Origin of the sequence: Bradyrhizobium sp. OAE829, from assembly GCF_040546575.1 — a bacterium.
Taxonomy (GTDB): domain Bacteria; phylum Pseudomonadota; class Alphaproteobacteria; order Rhizobiales; family Xanthobacteraceae; genus Bradyrhizobium.
On the sequence record NZ_JBEPOE010000001.1, the window covers coordinates 4668398 to 4695067 of the forward strand.

Annotated in this window: 21 protein-coding genes and 1 pseudogene; 9 read left to right on the plus strand and 13 right to left on the minus strand. The window is 62.9% G+C overall.

The window, feature by feature from the left end; genetic code table 11:
• Positions 1-40: 40 nt before the first annotated feature.
• The 7 genes and pseudogenes from ABIE49_RS22530 to rpsT form a co-directional block, all read right to left on the minus strand.
• Positions 41-2254, minus strand: a complete 2214-nt coding sequence (locus ABIE49_RS22530) for a hypothetical protein (protein ID WP_192736312.1) — start codon at positions 2252-2254, stop codon at positions 41-43.
• Positions 2255-2441: 187 nt separating this feature from the next.
• Positions 2442-4556 carry a hypothetical protein gene (locus tag ABIE49_RS22535; RefSeq protein WP_192736313.1) on the minus strand — a complete coding sequence of 705 codons (2115 nt, stop codon included), beginning with the start codon at positions 4554-4556 and terminating at the stop codon, positions 2442-2444.
• A gap of 111 nt (positions 4557-4667) precedes the next feature.
• Positions 4668-5807: a DNA replication/repair protein RecF gene (recF, locus tag ABIE49_RS22540; RefSeq protein WP_192736314.1), complete on the minus strand. Its 1140-nt coding sequence runs from the start codon at positions 5805-5807 to the stop codon at positions 4668-4670.
• Positions 5808-5853: 46 nt separating this feature from the next.
• Positions 5854-6140: pseudogene (locus tag ABIE49_RS22545) on the minus strand (GIY-YIG nuclease family protein).
• Positions 6141-6190: 50 nt separating this feature from the next.
• Positions 6191-7309, minus strand: a complete 1119-nt coding sequence (dnaN, locus tag ABIE49_RS22550) for a DNA polymerase III subunit beta (RefSeq protein WP_192736315.1) — start codon at positions 7307-7309, stop codon at positions 6191-6193.
• A gap of 240 nt (positions 7310-7549) precedes the next feature.
• The gene (gene dnaA, locus ABIE49_RS22555; RefSeq protein ID WP_192736316.1) at positions 7550-8980 is read right to left on the minus strand and encodes a chromosomal replication initiator protein DnaA; all 1431 of its coding nucleotides are present in this window, start codon (positions 8978-8980) and stop codon (positions 7550-7552) included.
• Positions 8981-10196: 1216 nt separating this feature from the next.
• Complete coding sequence (rpsT, locus tag ABIE49_RS22560) at positions 10197-10463, minus strand: 30S ribosomal protein S20 (RefSeq protein ID WP_192736317.1); 267 nt, start codon at positions 10461-10463, stop codon at positions 10197-10199.
• 346 nt (positions 10464-10809) lie between these two features.
• Here rpsT and ABIE49_RS22565 point away from each other — a divergent pair, with 346 nt between their 5' ends.
• The 4 genes from ABIE49_RS22565 to ABIE49_RS22580 all read left to right on the plus strand — a co-directional run bounded on the left by ABIE49_RS22565 (position 10810) and on the right by ABIE49_RS22580 (position 14100).
• Positions 10810-11127: a hypothetical protein gene (locus ABIE49_RS22565; RefSeq protein WP_192736318.1), complete on the plus strand. Its 318-nt coding sequence runs from the start codon at positions 10810-10812 to the stop codon at positions 11125-11127.
• Between the two features lie 165 nt (positions 11128-11292).
• On the plus strand, positions 11293-11952 hold the full coding sequence (gene msrA / locus ABIE49_RS22570) for a peptide-methionine (S)-S-oxide reductase MsrA (RefSeq protein WP_192736319.1): 660 nt from the start codon (positions 11293-11295) through the stop codon (positions 11950-11952).
• Positions 11953-12211: 259 nt separating this feature from the next.
• A complete protein-coding gene (locus tag ABIE49_RS22575) occupies positions 12212-12910 on the plus strand; it encodes a polysaccharide biosynthesis/export family protein (protein WP_354067574.1) in 699 nt (232 codons plus the stop codon).
• Between the two features lie 182 nt (positions 12911-13092).
• Positions 13093-14100: a Bug family tripartite tricarboxylate transporter substrate binding protein gene (locus tag ABIE49_RS22580; protein WP_192736320.1), complete on the plus strand. Its 1008-nt coding sequence runs from the start codon at positions 13093-13095 to the stop codon at positions 14098-14100.
• 55 nt (positions 14101-14155) lie between these two features.
• On the opposite strand, the gene ABIE49_RS22585 is transcribed toward ABIE49_RS22580, so the two are convergent.
• The 3 genes from ABIE49_RS22585 to ABIE49_RS22595 all read right to left on the minus strand — a co-directional run bounded on the left by ABIE49_RS22585 (position 14156) and on the right by ABIE49_RS22595 (position 16047).
• Positions 14156-14827, minus strand: coding sequence for a dienelactone hydrolase family protein (locus ABIE49_RS22585; RefSeq protein WP_192736321.1), 672 nt, complete (start codon positions 14825-14827; stop codon positions 14156-14158).
• A 90-nt stretch (positions 14828-14917) separates the two neighbouring features.
• Complete coding sequence (locus ABIE49_RS22590; RefSeq protein WP_192736322.1) at positions 14918-15262, minus strand: hypothetical protein; 345 nt, start codon at positions 15260-15262, stop codon at positions 14918-14920.
• Entirely contained in the window at positions 15259-16047 is a 789-nt protein-coding gene (locus ABIE49_RS22595) for an alpha/beta fold hydrolase (protein WP_192736323.1), read from the minus strand. Before ABIE49_RS22595 ends, ABIE49_RS22590 begins: the two co-directional genes overlap by 4 nt.
• 329 nt (positions 16048-16376) lie before the next feature.
• Here ABIE49_RS22595 and ABIE49_RS22600 point away from each other — a divergent pair, with 329 nt between their 5' ends.
• The 3 genes from ABIE49_RS22600 to ABIE49_RS22610 all read left to right on the plus strand — a co-directional run bounded on the left by ABIE49_RS22600 (position 16377) and on the right by ABIE49_RS22610 (position 19737).
• A complete protein-coding gene (locus ABIE49_RS22600) occupies positions 16377-16868 on the plus strand; it encodes a (2Fe-2S)-binding protein (protein ID WP_192736324.1) in 492 nt (163 codons plus the stop codon).
• Positions 16865-19156 (plus strand): xanthine dehydrogenase family protein molybdopterin-binding subunit, encoded by a 2292-nt coding sequence (locus ABIE49_RS22605; RefSeq protein ID WP_192736325.1) that lies wholly within the window; start codon positions 16865-16867, stop codon positions 19154-19156. Before ABIE49_RS22600 ends, ABIE49_RS22605 begins: the two co-directional genes overlap by 4 nt.
• 272 nt (positions 19157-19428) lie before the next feature.
• Positions 19429-19737 (plus strand): hypothetical protein, encoded by a 309-nt coding sequence (locus tag ABIE49_RS22610; RefSeq protein ID WP_192736326.1) that lies wholly within the window; start codon positions 19429-19431, stop codon positions 19735-19737.
• Positions 19738-19779: 42 nt separating this feature from the next.
• Here the strand turns inward: ABIE49_RS22610 and ABIE49_RS22615 are convergent, their stop codons facing one another.
• Entirely contained in the window at positions 19780-20436 is a 657-nt protein-coding gene (locus ABIE49_RS22615; protein WP_192736327.1) for an alpha/beta fold hydrolase, read from the minus strand.
• A 225-nt stretch (positions 20437-20661) separates the two neighbouring features.
• Here ABIE49_RS22615 and ABIE49_RS22620 point away from each other — a divergent pair, with 225 nt between their 5' ends.
• On the plus strand, positions 20662-21969 hold the full coding sequence (locus ABIE49_RS22620) for an aminotransferase class V-fold PLP-dependent enzyme (protein WP_192736328.1): 1308 nt from the start codon (positions 20662-20664) through the stop codon (positions 21967-21969).
• A gap of 102 nt (positions 21970-22071) precedes the next feature.
• Here ABIE49_RS22620 and ABIE49_RS22625 read toward each other — a convergent pair whose 3' ends face one another.
• Complete coding sequence (locus ABIE49_RS22625; RefSeq protein ID WP_192736329.1) at positions 22072-22860, minus strand: MOSC domain-containing protein; 789 nt, start codon at positions 22858-22860, stop codon at positions 22072-22074.
• A 975-nt stretch (positions 22861-23835) separates the two neighbouring features.
• Between ABIE49_RS22625 and ABIE49_RS22630 the strand changes: the two genes are divergently transcribed.
• The gene (locus tag ABIE49_RS22630) at positions 23836-24933 is read left to right on the plus strand and encodes an HD-GYP domain-containing protein (RefSeq protein ID WP_192736330.1); all 1098 of its coding nucleotides are present in this window, start codon (positions 23836-23838) and stop codon (positions 24931-24933) included.
• Positions 24934-24940: 7 nt separating this feature from the next.
• Here the strand turns inward: ABIE49_RS22630 and ABIE49_RS22635 are convergent, their stop codons facing one another.
• Entirely contained in the window at positions 24941-26521 is a 1581-nt protein-coding gene (locus ABIE49_RS22635) for an AMP-binding protein (RefSeq protein ID WP_192736331.1), read from the minus strand.
• Positions 26522-26670: the final 149 nt, after the last annotated feature.

Genomic DNA, 26670 nt, shown 5'->3' on the forward strand with positions numbered 1-26670 from the left:
TGCCGGGGTGCAAGCCCCCGCGAGCACGCCGCGATAGGTATCAATACATCTGCAGCGACAATGCCTCGCCGCTCGGGGCGATGATCAGGCCCCAGGCGTCATCAGCAGTGACCTCCACCGTATCGTTGCGTGCCGGACGGCCTGCGACCTTCACCGAATAGGCGTATTTGCCCGGCGGCAGGTCGAGCATCGGGGGCCTCTGCGATTGCGGCCCGCCGGCGCCGGCTGCGAGCTTGATGGTCTGCTTGTTGATCGTGACCGCGGCTTCACCGCCGCCCATGTTGCCGAACACCAGCCTGGCCTGACCCGGTTTCGGGATCACGCCGGCCTTCGCGGCGACTTCGGTATATTTCTGTGCGAGGCTGACCGTGGTCTCGTCCTTGGCTCGGCCGAGTTTCAGCTGTGCAGGCCCATCGGGCGAAGCAAATGCCAATTGCACGCGGTCTGCCTGCATGACGGCGCGCTCCGCCGATTCCTTCCAGCCGCGTTTGCCAAGCTCGGTACGATAGAAGGCGAGCACGGAGGCGAGATCCGCGGGAACGCTGATTTCGAGCTCCCTGCGGAATGGAACGTTGGTGCCCGGCAGCTTTCCGCTTCCGCGGGAGACAGTCGAACCACGCTGCTTGGGCATCGGAAACGGCGCGTCGGCATCGGTTTCGGGGTCAACTTCGAGAACCTGCACCGCCGCCTTGGCGCCGCTGGACGCCTGAGCGGCGTCTGCTGCACCGGGTTTGGCGGCCATCTTGGCGTCGGCCACCACCAGCGCCGACCCGTAGCCGCTGATCTTCGCCCTCGGACCCATCTGCATGACAGTGAACGACATCGACTTGCCGCCTTTGGAGAACTCCATCACGGCCATAGCGGCATGGTTGATGGGCGAGGGCTTCTCTTTCCAGCCCTGAGCCTTCAGCGCGCCGCTATAGAACGCCGCGACCGCTCTCACGGTCGAGGGGGAATAGAAATCGAGGCGGCCATCTGCAGCTTCGAACTTCACCTCTTCGGCGTTCTCGGGCAGCGGTACGGGTTTCGAATTGTCCGCAAGGGCGCGCAGCGGCGCGTCCGACAGCTTGGCAGCCTGGGCCACCCGCCGCACTTCGTCCGCCGCGATGATCTCCTTTGCCATTGTCGCCGCATCGCTGAGAAACTTCGCGTCGGCTTCCTTCTTGGCCTTGGCGCGCGCGGCGAGGGCGGCTTCCTTCATGTGAGTCGCGACATTGACCATCGTCATGTCATATCGGCGGCTGAGCTTCAGCGTGGCGGTTTGCTCGGCCGAGGAAAAATTCAGCGTGACGTTGTCCGGGGTGACGACGGCGCCGCGCGTCTCTTCCGTCCAGCTCCGCGCCGCAAACGCGCGGCGATAAAACGCCAGCGTTGCGGGAAGCTCGGCAACGACGCCAATGTCCAGGCTGCGGTCGACCGAATTGGAATCACCGGAACCGCGCAGGCTCTGGGTTGTCTTCGGTATCGGCAGGCCGGACACGTCGTCAGCGGCTTCGAGCTTTTCCGGCATCGCAAATGGCGCAACCCGGATCTCCACGCCGGTCCGTCCGTCGTCGCGGCGCTGCAGCGTCAGCATCACCGGCCGCTGCTGATGAGGGCCATTCTTGGCATCATGGCTGTAATAGGCGCGCACGCCGTTCTCGACCGTCTCGCTGAGCTGCGCGTTCGGCCAGCGCGCGGCCGCCTCCGCGGCTTCGAGCGGCCTCCAGCCGATCGCTTCCATCTCCTTGCGGAAGAAGTCGAGCGTTGCGTCGAACCCGGTCGGGGCGATGCAGCCAAGATAGGGCCGCCGCTCGTCGTAGAGGATGTCGACAGCACCCGGCGGGAACGGCACGTTCGCGTAAATCGGGATGTAGCTATTATAGGACAGGGTGGATTGCTTGCCCTGCCAGACGCTCATATTCAGTCCTTGCCGTCCTCTCTTGAAGGCCGACGAGGAGGTGTTTTCGAGCGGGCGCACATATTCCACCCAGCCGTCGGCGGCCAGCGATTTCTTCGTCGCCGCGGCCGCGGCCGTGACCGCGACGGAAGCCGGAATGTCGTAGGTCAATCGATAGGTTTTGTCGTGATGGGTTTTGGTCTCGGCCGTTTTTTCCACGGCGCCTTCGGGCCGCGGCAGGGTGCGGACATCGACCATGGTGTCAGCGGTGTAATCGGCCCTGGCGGCAACCGGTACGCTGGCGATCACCGCGAGGGTGACGGCAAACAGATGTTTCCGTGCCGGGACCAGCATCCCGCGCGTCGTTCCAACCATGGGTATCTCCGGTATTTGCCGACGCCTGACGCGCAGCAGTGATGGCCGCGCATCGATGGCGCGGTTGCTGAAGTCTAGTCGCGCGGGTGGACGTCGAGGTTCAACCGGACGCCCGCCGGCTCAGGCGCGTCGGGCGATTTGGCCGGAATGGAGCAAGCCGCGCGAGGATTGCTCCATTCCGTTCGTATCAATACATCTGCAGCGACAATGCCTCTCCGCTCGGGGGAATGATCAGACTCCAGCCGTCGTCGGCGGTCACCTCGATTGTATCGTTTCGGGCGGGCCGGCCCGCGACCTTCACCGAATATCGGTACTTGCCCGGCGGCAATTCGAGAATCGGGGGCTTCGGCGATTGCAGCCCGCCTGCGCCAGCGGCGACCTTGATCGTCTGCTTGTTGATGGTGACGGCCGCTTCGCTTCCACCGATGTTGCCGAACATCAGCTTGGCCTGACCCGGTTTCGGTACGAGGTCCGCTTTCGCGGCGACATCAGGATATTTCTGCGAGAGGATGACCGACGTCTCATCCTGGCTGCGGCCAAGCTTCAGCATCGCCGGGCCGTCGGGAGAGGTAAATGCCAGTTGCACGCGGTCCGCCTGCACGACGGCGCGCTCGGCCGATTCCTTCCAGCGGCGTTTGCCGAGTTCGCGACGATAGAAGGCGAGCACGGCATCGAGTTCTGCGGGAATGCTGGCGTCAAGTTGCCTGCGGAACCGGGCGTCGCTGCCAGGCAGATTTCCGCTCGCCGACGTGCTCATCGCGCTATGCTGTTTTGGCACCGGAAAGGGCGCGTCGGGATCGGCGTCGGCTTCGAGAACCTGCACCGCCGCCGCTTTGGCGCCGGCAGCGTTAGAGGCCTGAGCGGGTGCTGCCGCAACGGGCTTGGCGGCCATCCTGGCATCGGCCGTCACCAGACCCGATCCAGAGGCCATGATCTTCGCCCTCGGACCCATTTGCATGACGGTGAACGACATCGCGTTGCCGCTTTTGGAAAACTCCATCACGACCATGCGGGGATCGTTGATGACCGAGGGCTTTTCCTTCCAGCCTTGGGCCTGCAGCGCCTCACGATAAAACGCCGCGACCGCTCTCACGCTCGAGGGGGAATAGAAATCGATCCGGCCTTTGGCGCCTTCGAACTGCACCTCTTCGGCATTCTCCGGCAGCGGCACGGGCTTCGAATTGTCGGCAAGGGCGCGCAGCGGCGCATCCGCCAGCTTGGCGGCCTGGGCCGCGTCGGCTTCCTTCTTGGCCCTGGCCGCCGCGAGGACCGCTTCCTTCATTTGAGTGACAATATTGATCATCGTCAGATCATATCGGCGGCTGAGCTCCAGCGTGGCGGTTTGCTCGGCCGAGGAAAAATTCAACGTGACTTTATCAGCCGTGACGACAGCGCCGCTGGCTTCTTCGGTCCAGCCTCGTGCCGCGAGTTCGCGACGATAGAAGGCCAGTGTTGCGGGAATTTCGGCAATGACCGCCAGCTCCACCGTGCGCCGGGCCGAATTGGAATCGCCGGAGCTCCGCTCGGTGTTGGTTGATTTAGGCCTCGGCAGGCCCGCTATTTCGGAATAGGCTTCCAGCGTGTCGGGCAACGCAAATGGCGCGACCCGTATCTCCACGCCGGTCCGTCCGTCGTCGCGGCGCTGTAATGTCAGCATGACCGGCAGCTGCCGGTCGTAGCGGTCATCATGGGCGTAATAGGCGCGCACGCCATTCTCGATCGTCGCGCTGAGCTGCGCGTTCGGCCAGCGCGCGGCCGCCTCCGCAGCTTCGAGCGGCTTCCAGCCGCTCGCTTCCATCTCCTTGCGGAAGAAGTCGAGCGTTGCGTCGAACGAAGTCGGGACGATGCAGCCGAGATAGGGTCGCCACTCGTCAAACATGATGTCGGCAGCACCTGGCGGGAACGGCAAGTCCATATAGGCTCTGGTGGCGCTGTAACCGATGGTGGATTGATCGGGCTTGGCCGAGACCCACACCTGCAGTCCTAGCCGTCCCTTCTTGAAGTTCGACGAGGACTTGCTGTTTTCGAGTGGGCGCACAAATTGCTTCCAGCCGTCGGCAACCAACAATTGCTTCACCGCTGCGGTCGTGACCACGGCGGCGGTCGGAACGTCGTAGGTTATTTGATGGCTTTTGGTGCTGGCCGTTTGTTCCACTGCGCCCTCGAGCCGCGGCAGGGTGCGGACATCGAGCATGTCGGGGTCGGCGCTGGCGGCAACCGGCACGCAGGCGATCACCGCGAGGGTGAAAGCAAACAGATGTTTTCGTGCCGGGACCAGCGTCCCGCGCGTCGTTCCAAACATGGGTATCTCCGGATATTGCCGATGCCTGACAGGCGCAGCAGCGATGGCCGCGCGGCGTGGCGCGATTGCTGGAGTCTAGTCGCGCGGGTGGGCGTTGAGGTTCAACCGGGCTCAGGCGCGACGGGAGACTTGGCCGGAATCCACGTCGAAAACCTCGCCGGACGTGCCGATATCGGCGAATGCAGCCGGATCGGCGCCTGTCATCCAGACCTGCGCGCCGAGTTTTTCCAGCTCATTGAACAGCGCCTTGCGCCTGCCCGGATCGAGATGTGCGATGACCTCGTCGAGCAGCAACAGCGGCACGATGCCGGTCATCTCGGCGACCAGCGTGGCATGGGCCAGCACCAGCCCGATCAGCAGCGCCTTCTGTTCTCCTGTGGAGGCATCGCGCGCCGGCATGTTCTTCGGCGCGTAGACCACTTGCAGGTCAGTCAAATGCGGACCGTCCAGCGTACGGCCGGCCGCGGCGTCGCGGGGGCGGCTCGCGCGCAGGATCTCGCGGTAACGATCTTCCACGGCCGTCGCGGGCTCGTTCACCAACGCATTCTCCATCCAGCCGTCGAGCATGATCTGCGCCGACGGAAACGCGGAAGCCGCACCGCGCTCGCGCAGCATCGCTGCGAGTCTTGTGACGGTCTGGCCGCGGGTGGCGGCGACGGCGACCGCAAGCTCGGCGGTTTCGCGCTCGATCGCGTCGCACCAATGGTCGTCGTAATTGCGCACTTCGAGCAGCCGGTTGCGCGAGCGCAGCGAACGCTCCAGCGCCGACACGCGGCTGGAATGATCGCTGTCGATCGCCAGCACCAGCCGGTCGAAGAAGCGCCGCCGTTCCGAGGCGGCGCCAAGAAACAACCCGTCCATCGCCGGCGTCAGCCACACCATGCGCAGATGATCGCCGAACGCGGTGGCCGAGCCGACCGGCTCACGGTCGATCCGGCAGCGCCGGCCGGTAGAACTGTTTTCATTTCCGGGCGCATCGATGCCGGTGCCCAGCGTCGCAAGCCCAAGCGCGCCCTCGACTTCGGCGGAGACCGCCCAGGAACCGTCGCCCTGATTGTCGGCGACATCTTCCAGCGTCGCGCGCCGCAATCCGCGCCCCGGCGACAAAAACGAGATCGCCTCGAGGCAATTGGTCTTGCCCGCGCCGTTCGGCCCCACCAGCACCACGACGTCGCCGCGCGTCTGCACGCTCCCCGCCCGATAATTGCGAAAGTGCGTCAGCGTCAGCTTGTGGATGCGGGAGGGCGTCATGGTGACCTGTCATTGCCGGGCTTGACCCGGCAATCCATCGTCCGCGCTAGCGGACAATCTCTTCGTATAAATCTCGCCAGTCGGGGTTGCTCGCGATAATCAGGTCGATTTTCCACTCTCGCGACCAATGCTTGATGTTCTTTTCTCGTTGCAGCGCAGGGGCTATTGCATCGTGCGGCCCAAAATAAACCAGTGTCTTGATGCCGTACTTCTTGGTGAAGCCATCTGCCAAGCCCTCTCGATGCTCGTAAACGCGCCGCACCAGATGTTTGTCACGCCAATATATAGCGTTCCACCGGGCTTACTTGCGAGAATGTACACCCAATAGGTCATTTTCGAAGTTGATGGATTGCCGGGTCAAGCCCGGCAATGACAGTAATCCCTCACACCCGCATCGGCATCAGCACGTAGAGCGCGCCTTTGTTGTCCTTGTCCTGCACCAGCGTGGGGGAGCCGGGATCGGCCAGCCGCAGCACCGCGACTTCGCCTTCGATCTGGGCGGCGATATCAAGCAGATAGCGCGAGTTGAATCCGATATCGAGCGCGTCGGAGGCGTATTCGACTTCGAGTTCTTCGGTGGCGCTGCCGGAATCCGGATTGGTCACCGACAGCACCAGCTTGCCGGCCGACAACGCCAGTTTCACCGCGCGGCCGCGCTCGCTCGAAATGGTCGAGACGCGGTCGACCGCGGCCTCGAAATCCTTTTTGTCGACGATCAGTTCCTTGTCGTTGTTCTGCGGAATGACGCGGCCGTAATCCGGGAAGGTGCCGTCGATCAGTTTCGAGGTCAGCACCACATTGCCGAGGGTGAAGCGGATCTTGCCCTGCGACAATTCGATCGAGACTTCGGCTTCATTGTCCTCGATCAGCCGCTGCACCTCGCCGACGGTCTTGCGCGGCACGATCACGCCGGGCATGCCGACAGCGCCCTTCGGGAGCACCAGATCGATCTGCGCCAGCCGGTGTCCGTCGGTCGCTACCCCGCGCAGGGTCGCAGCCTTGGCGCTGCCGGCCGAGTGCAGATAGATGCCGTTGAGGTAATAGCGGGTCTCTTCGGTCGAGATCGCAAATTGGGTGCGGTCGATCAGGCGCTTGACGTCGGCGGCGGCCAGCGAGAACGAGTGCGTCATGTCGCCGGCGGCCAGATCGGGGAAATCGCTTTCGGGGAGGGTCTGCAGCGTGAAGCGCGAGCGGCCGGCGCGGATCGCCAGCACCGAACGGTCGCCGTCGGCTTCCAGCACGATCTGCGCGCCGTCGGGCAGCTTGCGGACGATGTCGTAGAACATGTGCGCCGGCACGGTGGTCGAGCCGGCGGTTCCGGTTTCCGCCGCCAGGGTTTCCGTCACCTCGAGGTCGAGGTCGGTCGCCTTCAGCGACAGCTTGGCGTTTTCGGCACGGATCAGCACGTTGCCGAGGATCGGGATGGTGTTGCGGCGCTCGACCACGCGATGGACGTGGCCCAGCGATTTCAGGAGTTGCGCGCGTTCGACGGTGACCTTCATTGCAATACCCGCCTGATCCCTTAGATGGAAAAGCCGGGCGGCCCTGAAGGCGCGCCGCGGCCATTGAAACCCGAAAGCCGGATCAAGATGGGACTTGATCAAACCTTCGGGGGGACCGCAAGGTGGCGCGGATAGAGCCCAAGCGCAAGGGCAAGTGGCAGGGAGCGCGCTGCCGTTCCCCACGTTTTGCGGTAGGAAAACCTTCTCCCTGCCCCCTCAGGAGGCAGGGCGAAGAAGAATTCATTCCTGCAATTGGCGCTTCAGCGATTCCACCTCTTCCGACAGCGCGGTATCCCGGGACACGAGTGCCTCGATCTTGCGCACGGCGTGCAGCACCGTGGTGTGGTCGCGTCCGCCGAACCGGCGGCCGATCTCGGGCAGCGACCGCAGCGTCAGCGTCTTGGCCAGGTACATCGCGACCTGGCGCGGGCGAACCACGTTGGCGGTACGCCGGGAGGACAACAGGTCCGAACGGCTGACATTATATTGCCGGGCCACCACGCGCTGGATGTCCTCGATCTTGATCCGCTTCGGCTCCTGCGGACGGATCAGGTCGCGGACCTCGCGCTCGGCCATTTCCAGCGTCACCGGCTGGGCGTTGAGCTTGGAGTGCGCGAGCAGCCGGTTGATGGCGCCTTCGAGATCCCGGCCGTTATGAGTGATGGTGCGCGCGAGATAGTCCAGCACCGGTTCCGGCACGTCGAAGCTCGCATGATGGGCACGGGCCGCGGCGACGCGCGATTTGAGGATGCCGAGCCGAAGCTCTTCGCCGAGCGAACCCATTTCCACGACGAGGCCGCCGGCCAGCCGCGAGCGCACGCGATCATCGAGGCTTTCGAGATCGGACGGCGGACGGTCGGCCGCGATCACGACCTGTCGGCCGGCATCGATCAGCGCGTTCAGCGTATGGCAGAACTCGGCCTGCGTCGACTTGCCCTGCAGGAACTGCAGATCGTCGATCACGAGCACATCGATGCCGCGCAGCGCTTCCTTGAACGCCAGCGCCGTCTGCGTCTTCAGCGCCGCGACGAAGCCGTACATGAACTTCTCGGCGGTGAGATAGAGCACCTTGCGCTCGTTGCCGGAATTGCCGGCCCACGTGACGGCCTGCAGCAGATGGGTTTTACCGAGGCCGACGCCGGCGTGAATATAGAGAGGATTGAACATCACGGGATCGCCGCGGCGCCCTTCGGCGACCTGGCGTGCCGCCGCATGCGCCAGCGTGTTGGAGCGGCCGATCACGAAGCTTGCAAAGGTGAGACGCGGATCGAGCGGCGAGCCGCCGAGCGCATCATGGCTCGCGGACACCGGCGCGGTCGCGGTGGCGCGCAACTCGGGCGCGGGGCGACCGTTGGCATGCTCGACGCGGCGCTGATCGGCCGGCGCGGGAGCTTCCTTTGCGGGTGCGGCGCATCGCATCGCCGTGCGCACGGTGAGGTCGATCCGGTGCACTTCAGGCATCTCGGCCTGCCAGCAGGCGAGAACGCGATCGGCGTAATGCGCCTGGATCCAGCTCTTGAGGAACCGGGTCGGAACCGACAGATGGACGTTCTCGTCCTGCACGCCTTCCAGATCCATGCGCGCGAACCAGCTCGTATAGACGTCTTCGCCTACCGTCGTCCGCAACCGACCCTTCACCCGCGACCAGCGATCCTGTTCGATATTCGTCATTGCCTGATAACTTCTCTGAAAGAGTAATGTTCGTTGCTGAATCGCCTTGCAGGGTTCCTGCCAACAGGGGTGCTGCAAGGCGCGACCTCAAACGGGACTTCAACTCCGGACATGGATCGACCGTTCGGCGCGAACCGCCGCTGGTCAGATTGTCAGTTGGAGAAGAAGGTTTCCCGTGAGGTCAGCGCGTACTCGACGGCCCGTCCGGAGTTCGCACCGAGGAATGGTTGGAAAAGAAGGCTGAAACAACCAATACGGTCTGTTGTGAAATGCGTCCGTCTAATGCCGCGATTCCGTAAAGCATAGTGCCTCCCCCTCTCGCCGCGAGAACGCGGCGAGTTGTCATGTCGAAAGTGTTTTTCAAAGTCAGTCTGCCGCTACCGAACATCGAATGCCCGGCGCTGCGCCGCCGCGTAACCTCAGTCTGTCGTCTTCAACACGTTCACGCACTACGCGTTCCAACGATGCGGTTGCCAACACTTGCCTTATCTCCCTAGTCATCGACACGCGAACATGCACGCCACGCCTGAGAAATTTAGACACAGAACAACCATTCTCATATTGCTATGAGTTACCTACTTAGCATCGCTTGGAAAGCGTCGCTAACGCGCACACCGCCGCCGATTTGCACGTCCACCCTTGGGTCTCAAACCGCGCTGGTCTGGAGAGCCGCGGGCGTCGCGAACGACACTAGATGTACACCAAGCGGAAATTCTGACAATCCGTGAATCGACGTGTGTGACCGAGTCCTCGGCTGTGTGGCCGGGTTGCAATTGTGACACTCGAAAGCAACGTTTTGGATTCGTGAACAGATTCGCGCGCGCTTGCTCATCGTGACAATTTTCGACGCACTCGAGAAAAATTTTAAGAAACCGTTACAATCGCGCTTGCGCAGACCATTTTTCAAACCGCTTGAAGTCGCTATGTGGATAAGTGATTAGCGAGACGAAGTTTTTCGCGATTCTTTTTTAGGGTAACTCTCGCGTGGCTTTTTCAGCAAACAGCGGGAGTGTTTTTGAATCTCGCGCAGCAAAACTCGCTGTGCATCTCGCGTCTGCGCACAGCATTGCCGTTGCAACAAACTGCACCGCGTAAAACTACGGGGCCGAAGAAATATGACACGCGCTCTGCTGTGCAGCAACGGGACAATCGAACTAGAAAAAGAAAAAGCCCGGCCAAAGCCGGGCTTCTTTGACGAATATTTTTTTTCGTCAGTTCATTTCGCGAGCTTGGCGATCTGGTGCGTCAGGCGTGACACCTTCCGGCTCGCGTTGTTCTTGTGAATGATGTTGCGCTGCGCAGCTTGCATCAGTTCCGGTTCCGCGCGCGCCATCGCCTTCAACGCTGCATCGCGGTCGCCGCTCTTGATGGCTTCTTCGACGGTGCGAACCGCACCACGCATCTGGGTGCGGCGCGACTTGTTGATGATGGTGCGGCGGGCAATCTTGCGGGTCGCCTTTTTGGCGGAAGTGGTATTTGCCATGTTCTCTACTATCCTTCGGCTGTCATCGCTCGGGTGGTCGGGCTTGAGCGCGCCGGCCGTTCAAATTGCGCTGGTGTGTTTCAGGGTGTCCTTGAGGTCGCCATGCTCGGGAGCCAAAATGCTCCCACCGCGGCGCGGCTCAAAGAACAGCGGCGGCGGGATTGCGCCCGCCGCCATTGGGGGTCTTATAGAGGGCTGGTTCTGCACCGTCAACGCTTTCTGGACCCTCCAAAAATCGGAAAATGCGGCCGGAAATGGCGCATAAGGTGCTGACGAGGTTGAATTTATTAGGGGAGCCCGGTATTGGGCTGACGGCCTTCCGGGCCCGACAGGTATAAGGTGACGCATGATCCGCGGTTTCTTCCGGCTAATTGGCCTGCTGCTCCTGGCCGGCGGATTCATCTTCATGGTCTATGACGGCGCACGGTATGTCGCCGACCAGACTCTGCGTTTCACCCGGTTCGGGCAGTTCTGGAACGACATCCACCAGTCCAGCCAGCTGGCGTTTCGCACGTCGGTCGAGGGGGCCGCGCCCTGGCTCTGGAATAGCGTCATCAAGGTCCTGCTGGACCAGCCGGTTTTCGCGGTGCTGGGCGTGTTCGGCATTCTCTTGATGATCCTGTTCCGGCCCCGCAAGCCGCTGATCGGCTATTCGCGGGACTGACAGGCTTTGGTTCGGCAAAGGCCGGCGTTGCAAAGGCTTGCGTAGGAGGCTTGCGTAATGGAGGCCTGCGTAACAGAGCTGCGGTAACCCGCGTAAAGCCTTATATAGAAGTCAGCCGGCTGTCGTCGTTTGCGCGCCAGCCGATGTTCCGCCTGGAGGCAATCCATGTTGTTCATGCGCAAGACCACCGCGTTGCCGAGTGCCGCCGAAGCGCTGCCGGGCCGCGCCACGCCGATCCCGACCGCGTCAACCCATCTCGTCAACGGCCGCAAGCTGCAGCCGCCTTATCCTGATGGTCTCGAGCAGGCGGTGTTCGCGCTCGGCTGTTTCTGGGGCGCCGAACGCAAGTTCTGGCAGCTCGGCGAGGGCATTTTTGCGACCGCCGTCGGTTACGCCGGCGGCCACACGCGCAATCCGACCTACGAAGAAGTTTGCTCGGGCCGCACCGGTCACACCGAAGTGGTGCTGGTCGTGTTCGATCCGAAGAAGATCTCCTTTGAGGCGCTGCTGAAGACGTTCTGGGAAAATCACAACCCGACGCAGGGCATGCGCCAGGGCAACGATGTCGGCACCCAATATCGTTCCGCGGTCTACACGCGCAGCGATGCGCAAGCCAAAGCCGCCGACTTGTCGAAGGCGATGTACCAGAAGGCGCTGGCAGCCAAGGGTCTTGGCGCCATCACCACCGAGATCGCGCCGTCAGGCGAATTCTATTTTGCCGAGGACTATCACCAGCAATATCTCGCCAAGAATCCGGCCGGCTATTGCGGGCTCGGCGGCACCGGCGTGTCGTGCCCGATCGGCGTTGGTGTGAACGCCGCCTAGGCCGTCATTGCGAGCGAAGCGAAGCAATCCATCTCTCCGTGCGGGATAGGATGGATTGCTTTGTCGCTTCGCTCCCTTGCGCAAACGCTTCGCGTTTGTCGCAGGCGATGACGGTGGTCTGCTCGCTGTGTTCTGTTACGGCACCGCACCCCAAAAAAACGCTTTGTTAACCATAACCGGTGCAAGACTAGAGCTGTCTCGCTTTGAGGATGCTCCGGTGCGAGTTGCGCGCGCGTTTCGATTTTCGATCACTGCGATGATGGCCGCGCTCGCTCTGTCGGGGTGCATGCGCACGGCCGGACCCGTCGCGGTCGCGCCGCAAGCCGATCTCGACGCCATCACCTATGGCGCGGCGCCGGTTGCCGTCGTGGACAATAGCGGCGGCGGCGCCATCAGCGCGATGCGCGCGTCCTTTGCGAGAGCGCCGCGTCAGGTTTACGCGCCCGCGCCCGTCGTTGTCGCAGCGCCCGTCGCCTATGCGGAACCGGTCCGATATGACACGTCGTATCATCTCGATGCCGGCGACAGGCTGCGCGTCGTGGTCTACGGCCAGGAAGGCCTCACCAATACCTACGCGATCGATGCCGGCGGCTCGATCACGATACCGCTGATCGGCTCGGTGCCGGCGCGCGGCCGCACGCCCGCCGGACTCGCGGCCGAGATCGCAGCCAAACTGCGCGCCGGCTTCATCCGTGATCCCTCCGTCGCGGTCGAGATCGAAGCCTATCGGCCGTTCTTCATCCTCGGCGAAGTGGCGGCGCCCGGACAATATCCTTACGTGCCCAACATGACCGTCGAGAGCGCGGTCGCGATCGCCGGCGGTTTTTCGCCGCGCGCGCGGCGGGATCGGGTCACGGTCACGCACACCGATGGTTCGGGAACCGCGCGCTACGTCGTTCCGCCCGGTACCTCGATCAGCCCGGGCGATACGGTGCTGGTCGGCGAGCGCTGGTTCTAGCGGCGCTGTCCGATCATTCCGTGCAGCGGCATTACCGTTATCAGTGTCATTGGCTGGCTGTGGTGAATCAGCGCATTCGGCGCGAAGCGCCGGATCGGAACTTGCCTCTCACAGGCCAGCGGCATAAGCCGCCGTCAAAGCAATCCAGCGAAATCAACCTATCAAAATCACTTGGAGATAAGATGAGCATCCGGCTGCCAATCAAGCTCGTGCGCACCGCCATTTCAGCTGCAATGATCGCAGGCATCGCCATGACGGCGGTGTGCGTGTCCGCCGACCGGGCGGCGGCGCAGTCCTATCCGGAGCGGCGAATAACCTTCGTGGTGCCCTATCCCGCGGGCGGAGCCACCGACGTTTCGGCACGCCTCCTGGCCAACAAACTGTCGGAAGCGTGGAAGCAGCCCGTCGTCGTCGAAAACAAGTCGGGCGGCGGCGGTGTGGTCGGCAATGATTACGTCGCCAAGGCGCAGCCCGATGGCTACACCGTGCTGGTTGCCATCACCCAGATCATCCAGGCGCCGAGCCTGATTGCGAAACTGCCCTACGACGTCTTCAAGGATCTCGCGCCGGTGACCCAGGTCGGGCTGTCGACGATCGTGCTGACGGTCCCCGAGGCGCAGCCGATCAAGACGGTCAAGGAACTGATCGATCACGCCAAGGCAAACCCCGGCAAGGTGCCGTACGGCTCGTTCGGCAACGCGACGACGTCGCATCTCTACGGCGAACTCCTGAAGAAGAACGCGGGCATCGACATGACCCATGTTCCCTATCGTGGCGCGGCGCCGCTGGTGAACGATCTGCTCAACAACACGGTGACCGCAGGCTTCGTCGATCTGACCACGGCCGGCCCGCAAATCCAGGCGGGCAAGGTCCGGGCGCTGGCGGTCGGCGGCGAAAAGCGCAGGACCCAGTTGCCGAACGTGCCGACGATGGCCGAACTCGGCTTCCCCGGCTTCGAGGCCGAAGGCTGGGTCGGTGTCTTCGTGCCCGCTGCAACGCCCAAGGACATCGTCACGAAACTGTCCGCGGAACTGGCCCGCATCATCGCATCCCCCGAGGGCGTAGCAGGGCTCGAGACGGTCAGCCTGATGCCGGTCGGCGGCACGGCGGAAACCTTCGCAGCCACCCTGCGCCGCGACTCCGCGCGCTGGGCGGATGTGGTGAAAGCCACCGGCGTCAAGGGCGAGTAGTCATTGCCGTCCCGGCCCAAGGCCGGGACGACGGCGGTGAATGACGACTACGTCGTCACTTCAAATGCCTGGCAAAGAAATCGAGGCTGCGCGGCCAGGCGATGTCGGCGCTGGTCTTGTCGTAGCTGGCCCGCTCGTCGCAGTGAAAGCCGTGCTGCGCGCCGGGATAGACATGGACTTCGACGTCGGGTCGCTTGGTCCTGATGGTCTCGACGTCGGTCAGGGGAATGCCGGCGTCCTTTTCACCGAAATGCAGTTGCGTCGGCACTTTCGGCTTGTCGTCGGCGAAGCGGACGACGGCGCCGCCGTAATAGCCGACCGCGGCCGATAGATCAGTCAGTTTGGTCGCGGCGGCGAACGCGATACTGCCGCCGAGGCAGAAGCCGATGATGCCGACCGGACCGACGCTCTTGACCGCATCGATCGCGGCCTGGGTGTCGAGCAGCATCGCCGCCCAATCCGGATTGGCGACGAATTTGCGCGCGTTCGCGACTTCGTCCGGCGAATAGCCGCTCTGGAAATTCGGGGTGATGCGGTCGAAGATCGACGGCGCGATCGCGACATAGCCGGCGCCCGCCAGCCGGTCGCACACCGAACGAATGTGGTGATTGACGCCAAAGATCTCCTGGATCACCACGATGGCCGCCTTGGGCGCGTCCGCCGGATCGGCGCGATAGCCGCCGAGCTTGAAACCGTCCGAAGCCGTCAGTGTAATATCCTGTCCCACGTGTTATCCTTTTTGTTGCGGTGTTGCTTTTGTTGAACAGTTGCTTTTTGTCGAAGGGTTGCACGGAGCCTGTTGCAGGGAAGGCGGCGGTTACTGCCACATCCAGTTGTGACCCCAGTCGCCCTTCCAGCCCGCCAGCCGGCCTTTGCGGAATTGCAGATAGAGCCGGTGCTTGCTCGGAAACAATCCACTGCCGCCGAGATCGCGAAACGTGAGGAACACCTCATCGCCCGGCCGTCCCTTGATGTAATTGAGCGGCGTTCCAAGTGCGCGTTCGGCTTCCATCGCATCCATGCCGAATGCGAGCGGCGTGGTGTTCGACAGGGTTTCTGTGAACGGGGGCGGGTAGGGGCCGCCGAACGGCGGCAGCTTTTGCGCAAGCGCAGGTGCGGCGCTGGCGACGAGAAGCAGAGAAGCCGCGGCAATCGCCTTCATGTCGCGGCCCTCGCGCTTGCCTTTGCATCGAGGCCATCGAGGAACGGCAGCACCGCTTCGATAAAAGCCTGCGGCTGATCGATGTTGACGGCGTGGCCGGCGGCCGGAACAACCACCTTCTTCGCACCCGGAATTTTTGCGGCCATGTAATCGGATGCGGCCAGGAACGGCGTGTCGTCGGCGCCGACCACCACCAGCGACGGCACCTTGATGTCGGGCAGCGATTCAATCACGCGCGCGTCGCGCTGGATCAGCATGCCGCGCGCGGCCCGCGCCAGTCCCGACGCGTCGCGATGGCTGACGCTGGAGCGTTCGCGGCTGGCGGATTTCAGAACGTCCAGTCCCTCGCGCTCGAACCGGTCGCCGGTGCCATGGGCGCGCTTGTTCCAGACCTCGCGCGCATCGTCCTTCTTGAAGCCGGGTCCGGTGTCGATGATCAGGAGCGCCCGCACGCGCTCGGGGTGGTTGCGATAGAACGCCAGCGACATGTATCCGCCGAGCGACAACCCGCCGACAACGGCCTTGTCCGCGCCGATCTCGTCGAGCAATGCTGCCATGTCGGCCACCGTCAACGCTTCGCTATAGGCTGCCGGATCATCGGGATAATCCGACTGGCCGTGGCCGCGCATGTCCCACAACACAAGTTTGTGATGTTTCGACAGCGCCTCGATCTGGCCCTGCCACATCCCGGATGTCGAGGAATAACCGTGGGTCAGCAGCAGTGGTGGGCCGCTGCCATGCACCTCGTAATAGATGTTGACGTCGCCACGGTTGATCTTCGGCATTGCGATTTTCCCAAAACAATCATGCGTAATTTCGGCATCCTAGCGCGATCCGTCAGCGGTTGGGAAATGCGGAAATGGCGGACCGTGCCCACGCCGGCGCATTCCAAATCAATGGCGCGCGCAAGACCTTGCCGCAGCGCACAACCGGATTTTTCAAAATTTTATTCTCTTCGAACGATTCCAAATTGCATTGCCTCTAATTCCGATCGGGATCATTCTGCGCGCCGACTGACATCGACCCGGTGGGTGTCAGCCAATGCCCAGCAAAGGGTTGGCCCAACAGTGAGTTGCCGCCGTAAGCGGCTTCCAACACCGGAAGGGGAGCGCAAATGCCAAATCTGAATATCAACGGGCGGAATATGTCCGTCGAAGCGGCGGGCGATACGCCGCTGCTATGGGTCATCCGCGAGCAATTGCAGATGACCGGCACGAAATTCGGATGCGGCGCCGGCCTGTGTGGCGCCTGCACGATTCACGTCAACGGCGAAGCCGTCAGGTCCTGCCAGACCCTGGTCAGCGACGCCGTCGGCAAGAAGATCACCACCATCGAAGGCCTCAGCCCCAAGAGCGATCACCCGCTGCAGAAGGCCTGGATCCTCGAGCAGGTACCGCAATGCGGCTACTGCCAGTCCGGCCAGATCATGCAGGCGGCTTCGCTGCTGTCCAAGAATTCCAATCCGACCAAGGAAGAAGTGGTTGCGCATATGGACGGCAATCTGTGCCGCTGCATGACCTATTCCCGCATCCAGAAGGCGATTCTGCGCGCCGCCGCCGACATGCGCACCGCGTCCAACGCCGGCACCGAGCGGAGGCCCACATGAATACGCACGTGAAAAAGATCTCCGGCGAACCCGCCGACCTCAGCCGCCGCTCCTTCCTCGTCGGCACCGCCGCCGCAGGCCTTGCGCTCGGCTACTCCGCCGTTCCCGGCCTGCTCGGCGCCGATCAGGCGCTGGCGGCACCGGCCAAATTCGATCCCAGCGTCTGGTACTCGATCGGGCCGGATGGCCTGGTCACCGTGACGTGCGGCAAGGCCGATATGGGCCAGCACATCGCCTCGACCATGGCGCAGATCGTTTCCGAAGAGCTCGGCTCGTCCTGGAAGGACATGCGGGTTCAGCTGGCCTCCAACGATCCGAAGTTCAACGATCCCGTCCTGGGCGCGCAGATCACCGGCGGCAGCTGGTCGACGATGATGAACTTCGATGCGATGAGCCGCGCGGGCGCCGCGGGGCGGATCGCGCTGACGCAGGCGGCGGCCACGATCATGGGCGTTCCCGCCGGCGAACTGGTGGTGCGCGATTCCACCGTGTCGCATCCGAAGTCGAAGAAGTCGATGAGTTTTGCCGACATCGTCAAGAGCGGCAAAATTACAAAAACCTTCACGCCGGATGAGCTCAAGGCGATCAAGCTCAAGACGCCGGATCAATACACCATGGTCGGCGTTTCCGTGCCGCAGCTCGACATTCCCCCGAAGAGCAACGGCACGGCCAAATACGGCATCGACGTCAATGTGCCGGGCATGGTCTACGGCGCTGTGGTGACCCCGCCGGTGCGCTTTGGCGCCACGGTGAAATCGGTCGATGATTCCGCGGCCAAGAAAGTGCCGGGCTTCATCAAGGCGGTGACGCTCGACGACAAGACCGGCAGCACGACTGGCTGGGTGGTGGCGGTAGCCAATACCTATGCCAATGCGAAGAAAGCGGCGGGAGCGCTGAAGATCGCCTATGACGGTGGTCCGAACGCAAAATTGTCGAGCGAGTCGCTGCTCGAAGAGGCGAAGCGGCTGCAGAAACTGGATGATTCCGGGCAGTTCTTCGTCAAGGACGGCGACACCGCGGCCGCGTTCGGCACGGCGGCGAAGGTGCTGGAGGCGGAGTACACCACCAGCATCAACATCCACGCGCCGCTCGAGCCGATGAACGCCACCGCGGAGTTCAAGGGCGACATCCTGAATATCTATTCCGGCAACCAGTTCGCGACGCGCTCCGGCGCGATCGCGGCGGGCGCCGCCGGGATCGATCCAAAGTACGTCGTGATGCATCAGATGTGGCTGGGCGGCGGCTTCGGCCGGCGTCTCGACGCCGACATGATGGTGCCCGCGGTGCAGGCGGCGAAGGCCGTCGGCAAGCCGGTCAAGGTGATCTACTCCCGCGAAAACGACATGACCATGGACTATTCGCGGCCGCTGACCTTCCAGAAGGTCAAGGCGGGCCTCGACGGCGACGGCAAGCTGATCGCGCTCAATCACGACGTGGTCAGCGCCTGGCCGACCCAGCGCTGGGGCATCCCGGATTTCCTGTCGCCTTCGGTCGACAAGAAGGGGCCGCTGGATGCGTTCACCGTGAACGGCGCGGATTTCTTCTATTCCGTGCCCAATCACAATGTGCGCGCCATCAAGAACGAGATGGCGCACAACGCCACCCCGTCGGGACAGCTGCGGTCGGTCGCACCGGGCTGGACCTTCTGGGCGGTCGAAAGCATGATCGACGAACTCGCCCACGCCGCCGGCAAGGATCCCGCCGAGTACCGGATCTCCCTGCTCGACGGCAAAGGCAAGAACGATGGTGGGGCGCAGCGTCTGCGCAGCACCCTGCTCGCGGCGATGGGCATGGCCGGCTACGGCACTGTCAAATTGCCGAAAGGTGAAGGCATGGGCGTGGCCTGCGTGTCGTCGCAGGAACGGGCCACCGCCAGCTGGACCGCCTGCGTGGCCCATGTCGCGGTGTCGCCGAGCGGCGAGGTCAAGGTCAAGAAACTGACCGTGGCCACCGACGTCGGCATGCAGGTGCATCCCGACAACATACGCGCCCAGGTCGAGGGCGCAGCATTGTGGGGCCTTTCGCTCGCGATGTATGAAAAGGCGACGCTGAAGGATGGCGGTATCGAGCAGACCAACTTCGATACCTACACGCCCTTGCGGATGAGCCAGGTGCCGGAAGTCGCCGTCAACGTCATCGCCAACGGCGAAAAGCCGACCGGCGTCGGCGAGCCGGCGGTGACGGTGATCGCGCCTGCATTGGGCAACGCCATCTTCAACGCCTGCGGCGCCCGCATCCGCGCGTTGCCGATCACGGCGGAGGCGGTAAAGGCGAACATGAAGGCGTAGGACTGCCTCAGGTTACGCGACAACAACGATCCGCCGGAGATTTCTCCGGCGGATTTTTTTGCATTGTTGGCGCGAAGCTCCCGCAACCGTCATTGCGAGCGTAGCGAAGCAATCCATAGCAGCCAAGAAAACAAGTGTGGATTGCTTCGCTTCGCTCGCAATGACGGGGGAAGCGCCGTTGGCGGGTTCTCTTTAATCCGCCGCACGATTGCGAGATGGCATGTTAAAGAGAGCCCGCCCTACGCGAGCTATGGGTGGTAGCGGAGAGAAAAATGCAGCAAGCGATCAGCGCGCTTCTCGTACTTGGACCGCTTCCGAGCTCTGCGGTTGCTACCGTTCCAACGATGCAAGCATTTGAGGAGCAGATGTCGAAGGTTCAAACGCCTGTCACGGATGAAGAGGCTTGCGCGCTGGTGAAACTCTTCGGTCCAGACGGTTGCTTCGGACTTGCGTGGACCCTGTTGCATCTGATCGAGACAGCGCCGGGTTGGCCGGTTGAACGTGCATTGGTTGGCTTCGAAGGCGAATGGATAGATCGCCTTCGCGAGCGAGCCGAGGGCCGTGGGGCAGATTCCCTTTGATCCGCCATCTCGCACAAAGCGGCGGGTTAAAGCGAACCCGCCCTACGCGACCTGAGCCAGCAGTATCTCGCTCAAAGCCTCGGGCTGCAGCCGTGCTACATTGTGCCCGCAATCGAAGGCAAAGGTCGTCCACTCCGGCTCGCCGCTCAGGCGCTGATAGAGGTCAAGGAACGGACTTCCTTGCCATCCATGCGCTCCGACGAAGGTCTTGCGCGGCACCTCGCGCCAGCGTCCGCTGAGCTTGATTGATTGCAGAAACGTCCCCATCGGATGCGGCCGGCATCGCGGGTCAAGGGTGGGAGGCGGCGCGCAGTTTAGTCCGTCGGCCTTCGCGCCCGCGATGAACATATCGCGAAACCGCGGCGTCGTCAGCGACCAGACCGAGTCGCCGGAATCAGGCACATAGGCGTCCACATAGACCAGCGCCCGGATTTGCGATGGCACAGCATCCGCTGCGCCGCTCACGACCATTCCGCCGTAGGATTGTCCGACAAGGACCACGTCGCCCTGCTGCGACTTCACGGCACTGACCACCTCACCGATGTGAGTTTCAAGATTGGCCGTCGGGGCGGGCGCATCGCCGAGCCCTGAAAGCGTGATCGGCAAGGCTGTGTGCCCGTGCGCGGCAAGTATCTCGGCCACCTGTTGGTAGACCCAGCCGCCCTGCCAGCCTCCGGCGATGAGGATAAAGGTGGCCATATGATTCATTCCTGACGTTGATGCCTGCGAAACTTCGGCATCTCTTTCGCCGAAATCAAGACCACGTGCCGGCTGACTGTGCTAAATTGAAGCTGGTAGAGCGACGTCCCTTTAATCCGCAATCTCGTATGGATCGGCGGGTTAAAGCGAACCCGCCCTACGTGCATGTCATGAAGCTGTCGTCTCAAATTGAGATCAAGCGCCCCTGATCCGAGGGAGGCTATCATGAACCGGACCCCGCAGTTTTCCAGGCGCGGCGTGCTGGGTGGCACGGCGGCGGCCATCGTCACGGCCAGCAGCGCCAGCGCGCAAAATGGCGCATCGTCACTTCCGTCGTTCACGCGGACTGGCGACAGCATCGCGCAGGACCGGGCGTTCTGGGAGCAAGTCGCGTCGCTCTATGACGTCGATCGCAGCATGGCCAATCTGGAGAACGGCTATTGGGGCATCATGGCCAGGCCGGTTCTTGCTGAATTCGTTCGCCAGACGGAGAGGATCAATCAACAGAATACCGCCTACGCCCGCACCAAATTCGGCGCGGATTCCGACGCGGTCGTCAGCGCGCTCGCACGTACGGCCGGTGTCGACAAGGATGAGATCGCCATCACCCGGGGGGCGACCGAGGCGCTGCAGAATCTCATTGTCAATTATAACCGCCTCCAGGCCGGCGATTCAGTTCTCTACGCCGATCTCGACTACGACTCGATGCAATTCGCAATGGAGTGGCTGAAAGAGCGGCGCGGCGTCGGCGTTTTCAAGATCGCGCTGCCGGAACCCGCCACCAGGCAGGCCATTCTCGATGCCTACGCCAAAGCCATCCGCGAAACGCCGAAGCTGAAGCTGATCCTGCTTACCCATCTGAGCCATCGCACCGGATTGATTATCCCGGTCAAGGAAATCGCCGCGATGGCGCGGGAGAAGAACATCGACGTCATTCTCGACGCCGCGCATTCATGGGGGCAGGTCGATTTTCAGATCGCCGATCTCGGCGTCGATTTCATCGGCTTCAATCTGCACAAATGGATCGGGGCGCCGGTCGGCATTGGCTTCCTCTATATTCGGAAAGGCCGTCTGGACGCGATCGACCGGCACTATGGCGATGGCAGTTTCGATCCGAACGACATCCGCACGCGCGTCCATACCGGAACCGCGAACTTTGCGACCATCCTGACGCTTCCGCTGGCGTTGACGTTGCACGAGAGCATCGGCACGGCGGCCAAGGCCGCACGTCTGCGCTATCTGCGCGACCGCTGGGTGGCAAAGGCGCGGGCGTTGCCGAACATCGAGGTGCTGACGCCGGACGAGCCGGGGTTGGCCGCAGGGATCACTTCATTCCGGGTCAGGAACAAGGGATCGCGCGAGGACAACAATGCGCTGGTTGTCGCCTTGCGCGACAGGCACAAGGTTCTCACCGTGCGCCGCGATGGCGTAGCCAGGGGGCAGTGCATTCGTGTCAGCCCCGCGCTCTATACGACCGAGGAAGAACTCGACCGCTTCGTCGCCGCTCTCGCGGTTGAGACGAATATGGGTTGAAGCCAAGCTCTGTGCCGCGAGCGGAGGGCCGTAGGGCGGATTCGCTTTAATCCGCCATCTCGTATGGATCTCCGGGCCAAAGAGAACCGCCCGGCGCCGTGACTAATCCTCAACAACGATCTCGTCACCCGGGCGAACCAGTCCCTCCACCAGCACAGCGGCGTAGACGCCGGCTCTGTTGTCATGGTTCTTGGCGACATACTGCAAGATCTCGGAATTCTCTTCGAGCGACTCCGGGTCGATGTTGATCATGCGGCAACGGATATCGCGTTCCAGGATGTGGACTGTCAGTTTCGGACCGATCCGCAGCCGCCGGCCGACGAAGGCGTCTTCGGCAAAGCTTTCACCGGAGTTGAGATCGAGATAGAGGTTTTCGCGAAAGCGACGCTTGTCGAGCCTCACGCCCACCGCGCGGCCAATGCCGTCGATCGTCCGGGTCGCAAGCAGCGACAGCGGTCGGCAATCCGTGATGGCGCGATCCGATCGTCGCATGGTCAGTTCGCCCGGCGAGGATTCGTCGGCCAGCGCGCCGAGCAACCTGTCATCATCAACCCCGAGAACTTCTCCCGATGGTGTCTCGACATCGACAGCCAGATCCTCAAAGCCCGGAAAAAGCGGGGTGATGCCAGGGCCGCGCGCCTCGGCCTCGGCAAGGTTGCTCGGCAGCACCGAACGCGCCGGCTCGCGGAAAAACGGACGATAGCGCAGCATGTCCGGGCGAGCCCGTGCCGTCAGATATGGAAATGCCGTGGGAGCGGCCGAGTTATGGACCGCGTAAAGGCGGTCGCCCAAAACTCCGGAGAAACTGACATACGCTTCCGGCAGCACTTCGCCGCGCATGCTCTTCACAGGATAGCGCCAAACACTTTCGACCCGACCAACAACATTCATCCAAATCGACCACGGCTGATTGCATTATTCTCCACCGTAGTTCCTTCTGTCTGAATTGCAAAACCCGATTGAGATGCATCGCACGTAGGCGCAATTTTGCGGTTTCGCCTGCGACAAATCAACCCGACGGGCAAATCAATTCCGTTTTGCAGAAGTTGCGTCAAGTAGAAAATTTCCGAAAATCAAAAATAATTCTGTTGTCGTCGGGCCCAAATCAGTGCGTATCTATCGCCATCCCGTCCCACTCAGAGGGGCGTCGGCCGTCGTCACGACGAGGGGCGGGGATGCGGTGGACGCTGATGTTGCGATTGACGGTCGCGGCTGAGGCGTACGGTGAAAGCGTGTGGTCCTGGCGCCCGTAACGGCGTCAAGCCCTGAAGAAGCTAACGCTTCCGAGGGGTGACGGTGGCAATAGAGGCCGTCTCACCGGGGAGAGCGCGCTATAAGTCGTAAAGCCACTGCGCAGGGAATGTCGGATGTTCTCCGCTGCCCTGTATGCTCGTGTGCAGCTTTCTTCGCACAATCGCACACGAGACCGCGGGTGCAGCGCGCATCCGGCATTCCCTGCGCCCTCTGAATTGAGAGGGCGGGAAGATTTGAACAACCCGGGCGAAACCTGCCGCGGGAATGCGAAGGTGTGTTTGCTTCTTATGAGGGCCATCACTCACGCTACACGAACGGTCTGCTCCCTCCCCCCTTGCGGGGGAGGGCTGGGGAGAGGGGTTCACACGGGCAGTCCCGATGACGCCACCCCTCTCCCTAACCCTCCCCCGCAAGGGGGGAGGGAACTTACTGCCGATGCCGAGCCAGCGTGCATCATCAGGGTTTGCCTCGCTCGCGCTGATGACGGAGTCCGACGATCCCTAAAATTCTATCGATCCCGATCAATCAACATTCACGATACGTCTTAAGCCACAGGGAACTCCTTATCCGGTAGCTTGGCGGACGGTCATCACCGCAAGGCCCTGGGGTCCTATGACAGCATTAACCAACAAGACTCCGTCCAAGCGCCGGCTGCTGCTGGCGTCGGATCGGAGCGATCAAAGCAGCGAACTGGCCGGCATTCTGCAGTCGGTCGGCCAGGTGGACATGATCGCCACCACGGATATCCCCGACGCGCCGGCGCGCGATCTCTCCGGCATCGTGGTCGACATCAATTTGCGCTCGGCCGAGAGCGTGCAGATGGTGCGCAACAAGCTGCGCACCGAGGCCTATCGCGAAATGCCGCGGCTGTTCGTGCTGGCGGACGCGCTGCATCACGGATCGATGCAGGCCTGGGCGCTCGGCGCCACCGACACCATCGCGCGCCCGTTCGACGCGCAGGGCATCCTGCAGCGCATCCGGGCCGCGTTCCCCGACGACAGCTCCTACAACGAGACCGACCGCGGCAAGGCGCTGAACCGCGGCGTCGAAGCCGCGCACGGCGTCATGGTCAGGATTTTCAACGGCATGCGGGCCGGCGAGCCGCTGAAATACAGCGACATCGTGCAGGCCGAAAACAAGATACTGAAAGCCATCAAGCACACCTCGCTGCGTGAATGGCTGACGACGGTCGGCTGCCACCACACCGACAGCTATCGGCACTGCCTGTTCGTGACCGGCTTTGCGGTCGCCTTCGCGCAGCACCTTGGCATGCGCGAGGACGACCAGCGCCGTCTCGCCCGCGCTGCATTGCTGCACGACGTCGGCAAGGCGTTCATCCCGGTCGCGATCCTCGACAAGCCGGATCCGCTGACGCCGGAGGAAATGCACGAGATGCGCCAGCATCCGCGCCGCGGCTATGAGGCGCTGGCGGCGCAAGGCGGTTTTCCGCCGGAAATGCTCGATGTGGTGCTACACCACCATGAATTCCTCGACGGCACCGGCTATCCCGACGGCCTCTCCGGCAAGGAGATCAGCGACATCGTGCGCCTGACCACGATCGTGGACATCTACGCGGCACTCGTCGAGAAGCGCGCCTACCGGCTGCAGTTCACCCACGTCAAGGCGTTCGGGGTGATGGAAGAGATGGGCGACAAGCTCGACCAGCACCTGCTGCAGGCCTTCCGCCCGATCGCGTTCGGGTACGGGTGAGAGCACGTCACTCCAGCAACTTCCGCAATTCCGCCTTCGCCACCTTCTCCAGCGTCGAGCGCGGCATCTCGTCGACGAAGATGACCTCGCGCGGCACCTTGAAGTCGGCCAGCGCATTGCGGCAGGCCGCCATCACATCGTGCAGCAGTTCGGCCGGCGCGGCCGCGACGCCCTCCAGCGGAATGATGAACACGACCGGCACCTCGTCCAGCATCGGATGCTTTTTCGCCACCACCGCGGCCTCGCGCACGCCGGGCACTAGCGCGACCACCTGTTCGATCTCGGACGCCGCGACGTTCTCGCCGCCGACCTTCAGCATGTCCTTGGCGCGGTCGCCGAACTTGATGAAGCCGCCTTCCAGCAGCGTGACACGGTCGCCGGTGATGAAATAGCCGTGCTCGTCAAAACTCTCGCGGGTGGCCTTGTCGTTGTGCAGATATTCTGAGAACAGCGACAGGCCGGGAATGCCCTTGATCAGGAGATTGCCGGTGTCGCCGACCTGCGTTGGTGAACCGTCGTCATTGGTAATGCGGATCTCGTACTCCGGCGCCGCACGGCCGATCGACATCGGCGTGTTGGGCTGATCGACCTCGCCGACGATGCCGTGGGTGATGGTCTCGGTCATGCCCCACCAGCCGATGGTCTTGACGCCGAAGGCGGCGAAAGGCGGCGGATCGTTCACCGCCGTGCCCCAGAGCCGGAATTTGTGATGCTTCGGAATCTCGTGCTCCAGCAGCGCCTTCAGGCAGAACGGGATCGTCGAGGTCCAGGTGCAGCCATGTTCCAGCGCGACGTTCCAGAACCGGCTTGCGGAAAACCGCGGCTGGATCACGCAGGTTGCGCCGACCCACAGCGAAGCCAGCATCGAATAGGCCAGCGCGTTGGTGTGGAACAGCGGCAGATAGGTCTGGTGCACGTCGCCCTGATGCAGATCCTCATGGGCGGCGTTGATCTTGCCGCCCCACAGCGCGTTGGCATGCGTCCACAGCACCGCCTTCGGGCGCGACGTGGTGCCGGAGGTATATTGCACGCTGCAGGGCGCGAGCGGGTCGGTGGCGCGGCGCGGCCGGTCGGCGCTGTCGGCGAACAACGATTCGAAACTATCGCCGCGTGCGGCGCCCTGCGCGGGCACCGCGCCGGCGTCATGCGAGATCACGGCGATCCAGCGCAGGTCGCGGCAATGGGCCGAAATCAATTCGGCATAGGCCGGCTGGGTGATCGCAGCCACCGCGCCGCAATGGCCGGCGAAATATTCCATTTCGGCGGCCGCCGAGCGGGTGTTGGTGGTGACGGCGATGGCACCGAGTTCGACGCAGGCGAACCACGCCAGCATCGCCTCGATGCAATTGTCGAGATGGATAAGCACGTACTCGCCGGGCTTGATGCCGCGCTTGACCAGGCCCGCCGCCAGCGCGCCGACGCGTTCGTGAAATTCGCTGTAGGACCAGCTCCGCGCCGGGGCCTCGAACGGCGCCCAGATCAGAAAGGGATGGTCGCGGCGGCTCTCGGCCCGCATCCGCAGCAGCCACGGCACGTCGAGGCCTGCAAATGGTCCGACGACGCCCGGCACTGCCTGTGAAATAGACATATGTCCTCCCGGTGCAGCTGACCGCTGCATTGGTTATTGCTTGGGAGCAGTTCTGCCATTGGATGGTGGGATGATCAAATCGAGTCGTCGTCATTCCGGGGCACGCGAAGCGTGAACCCGGAATCTCGAGATTCCGGGTCTGGTGCTAA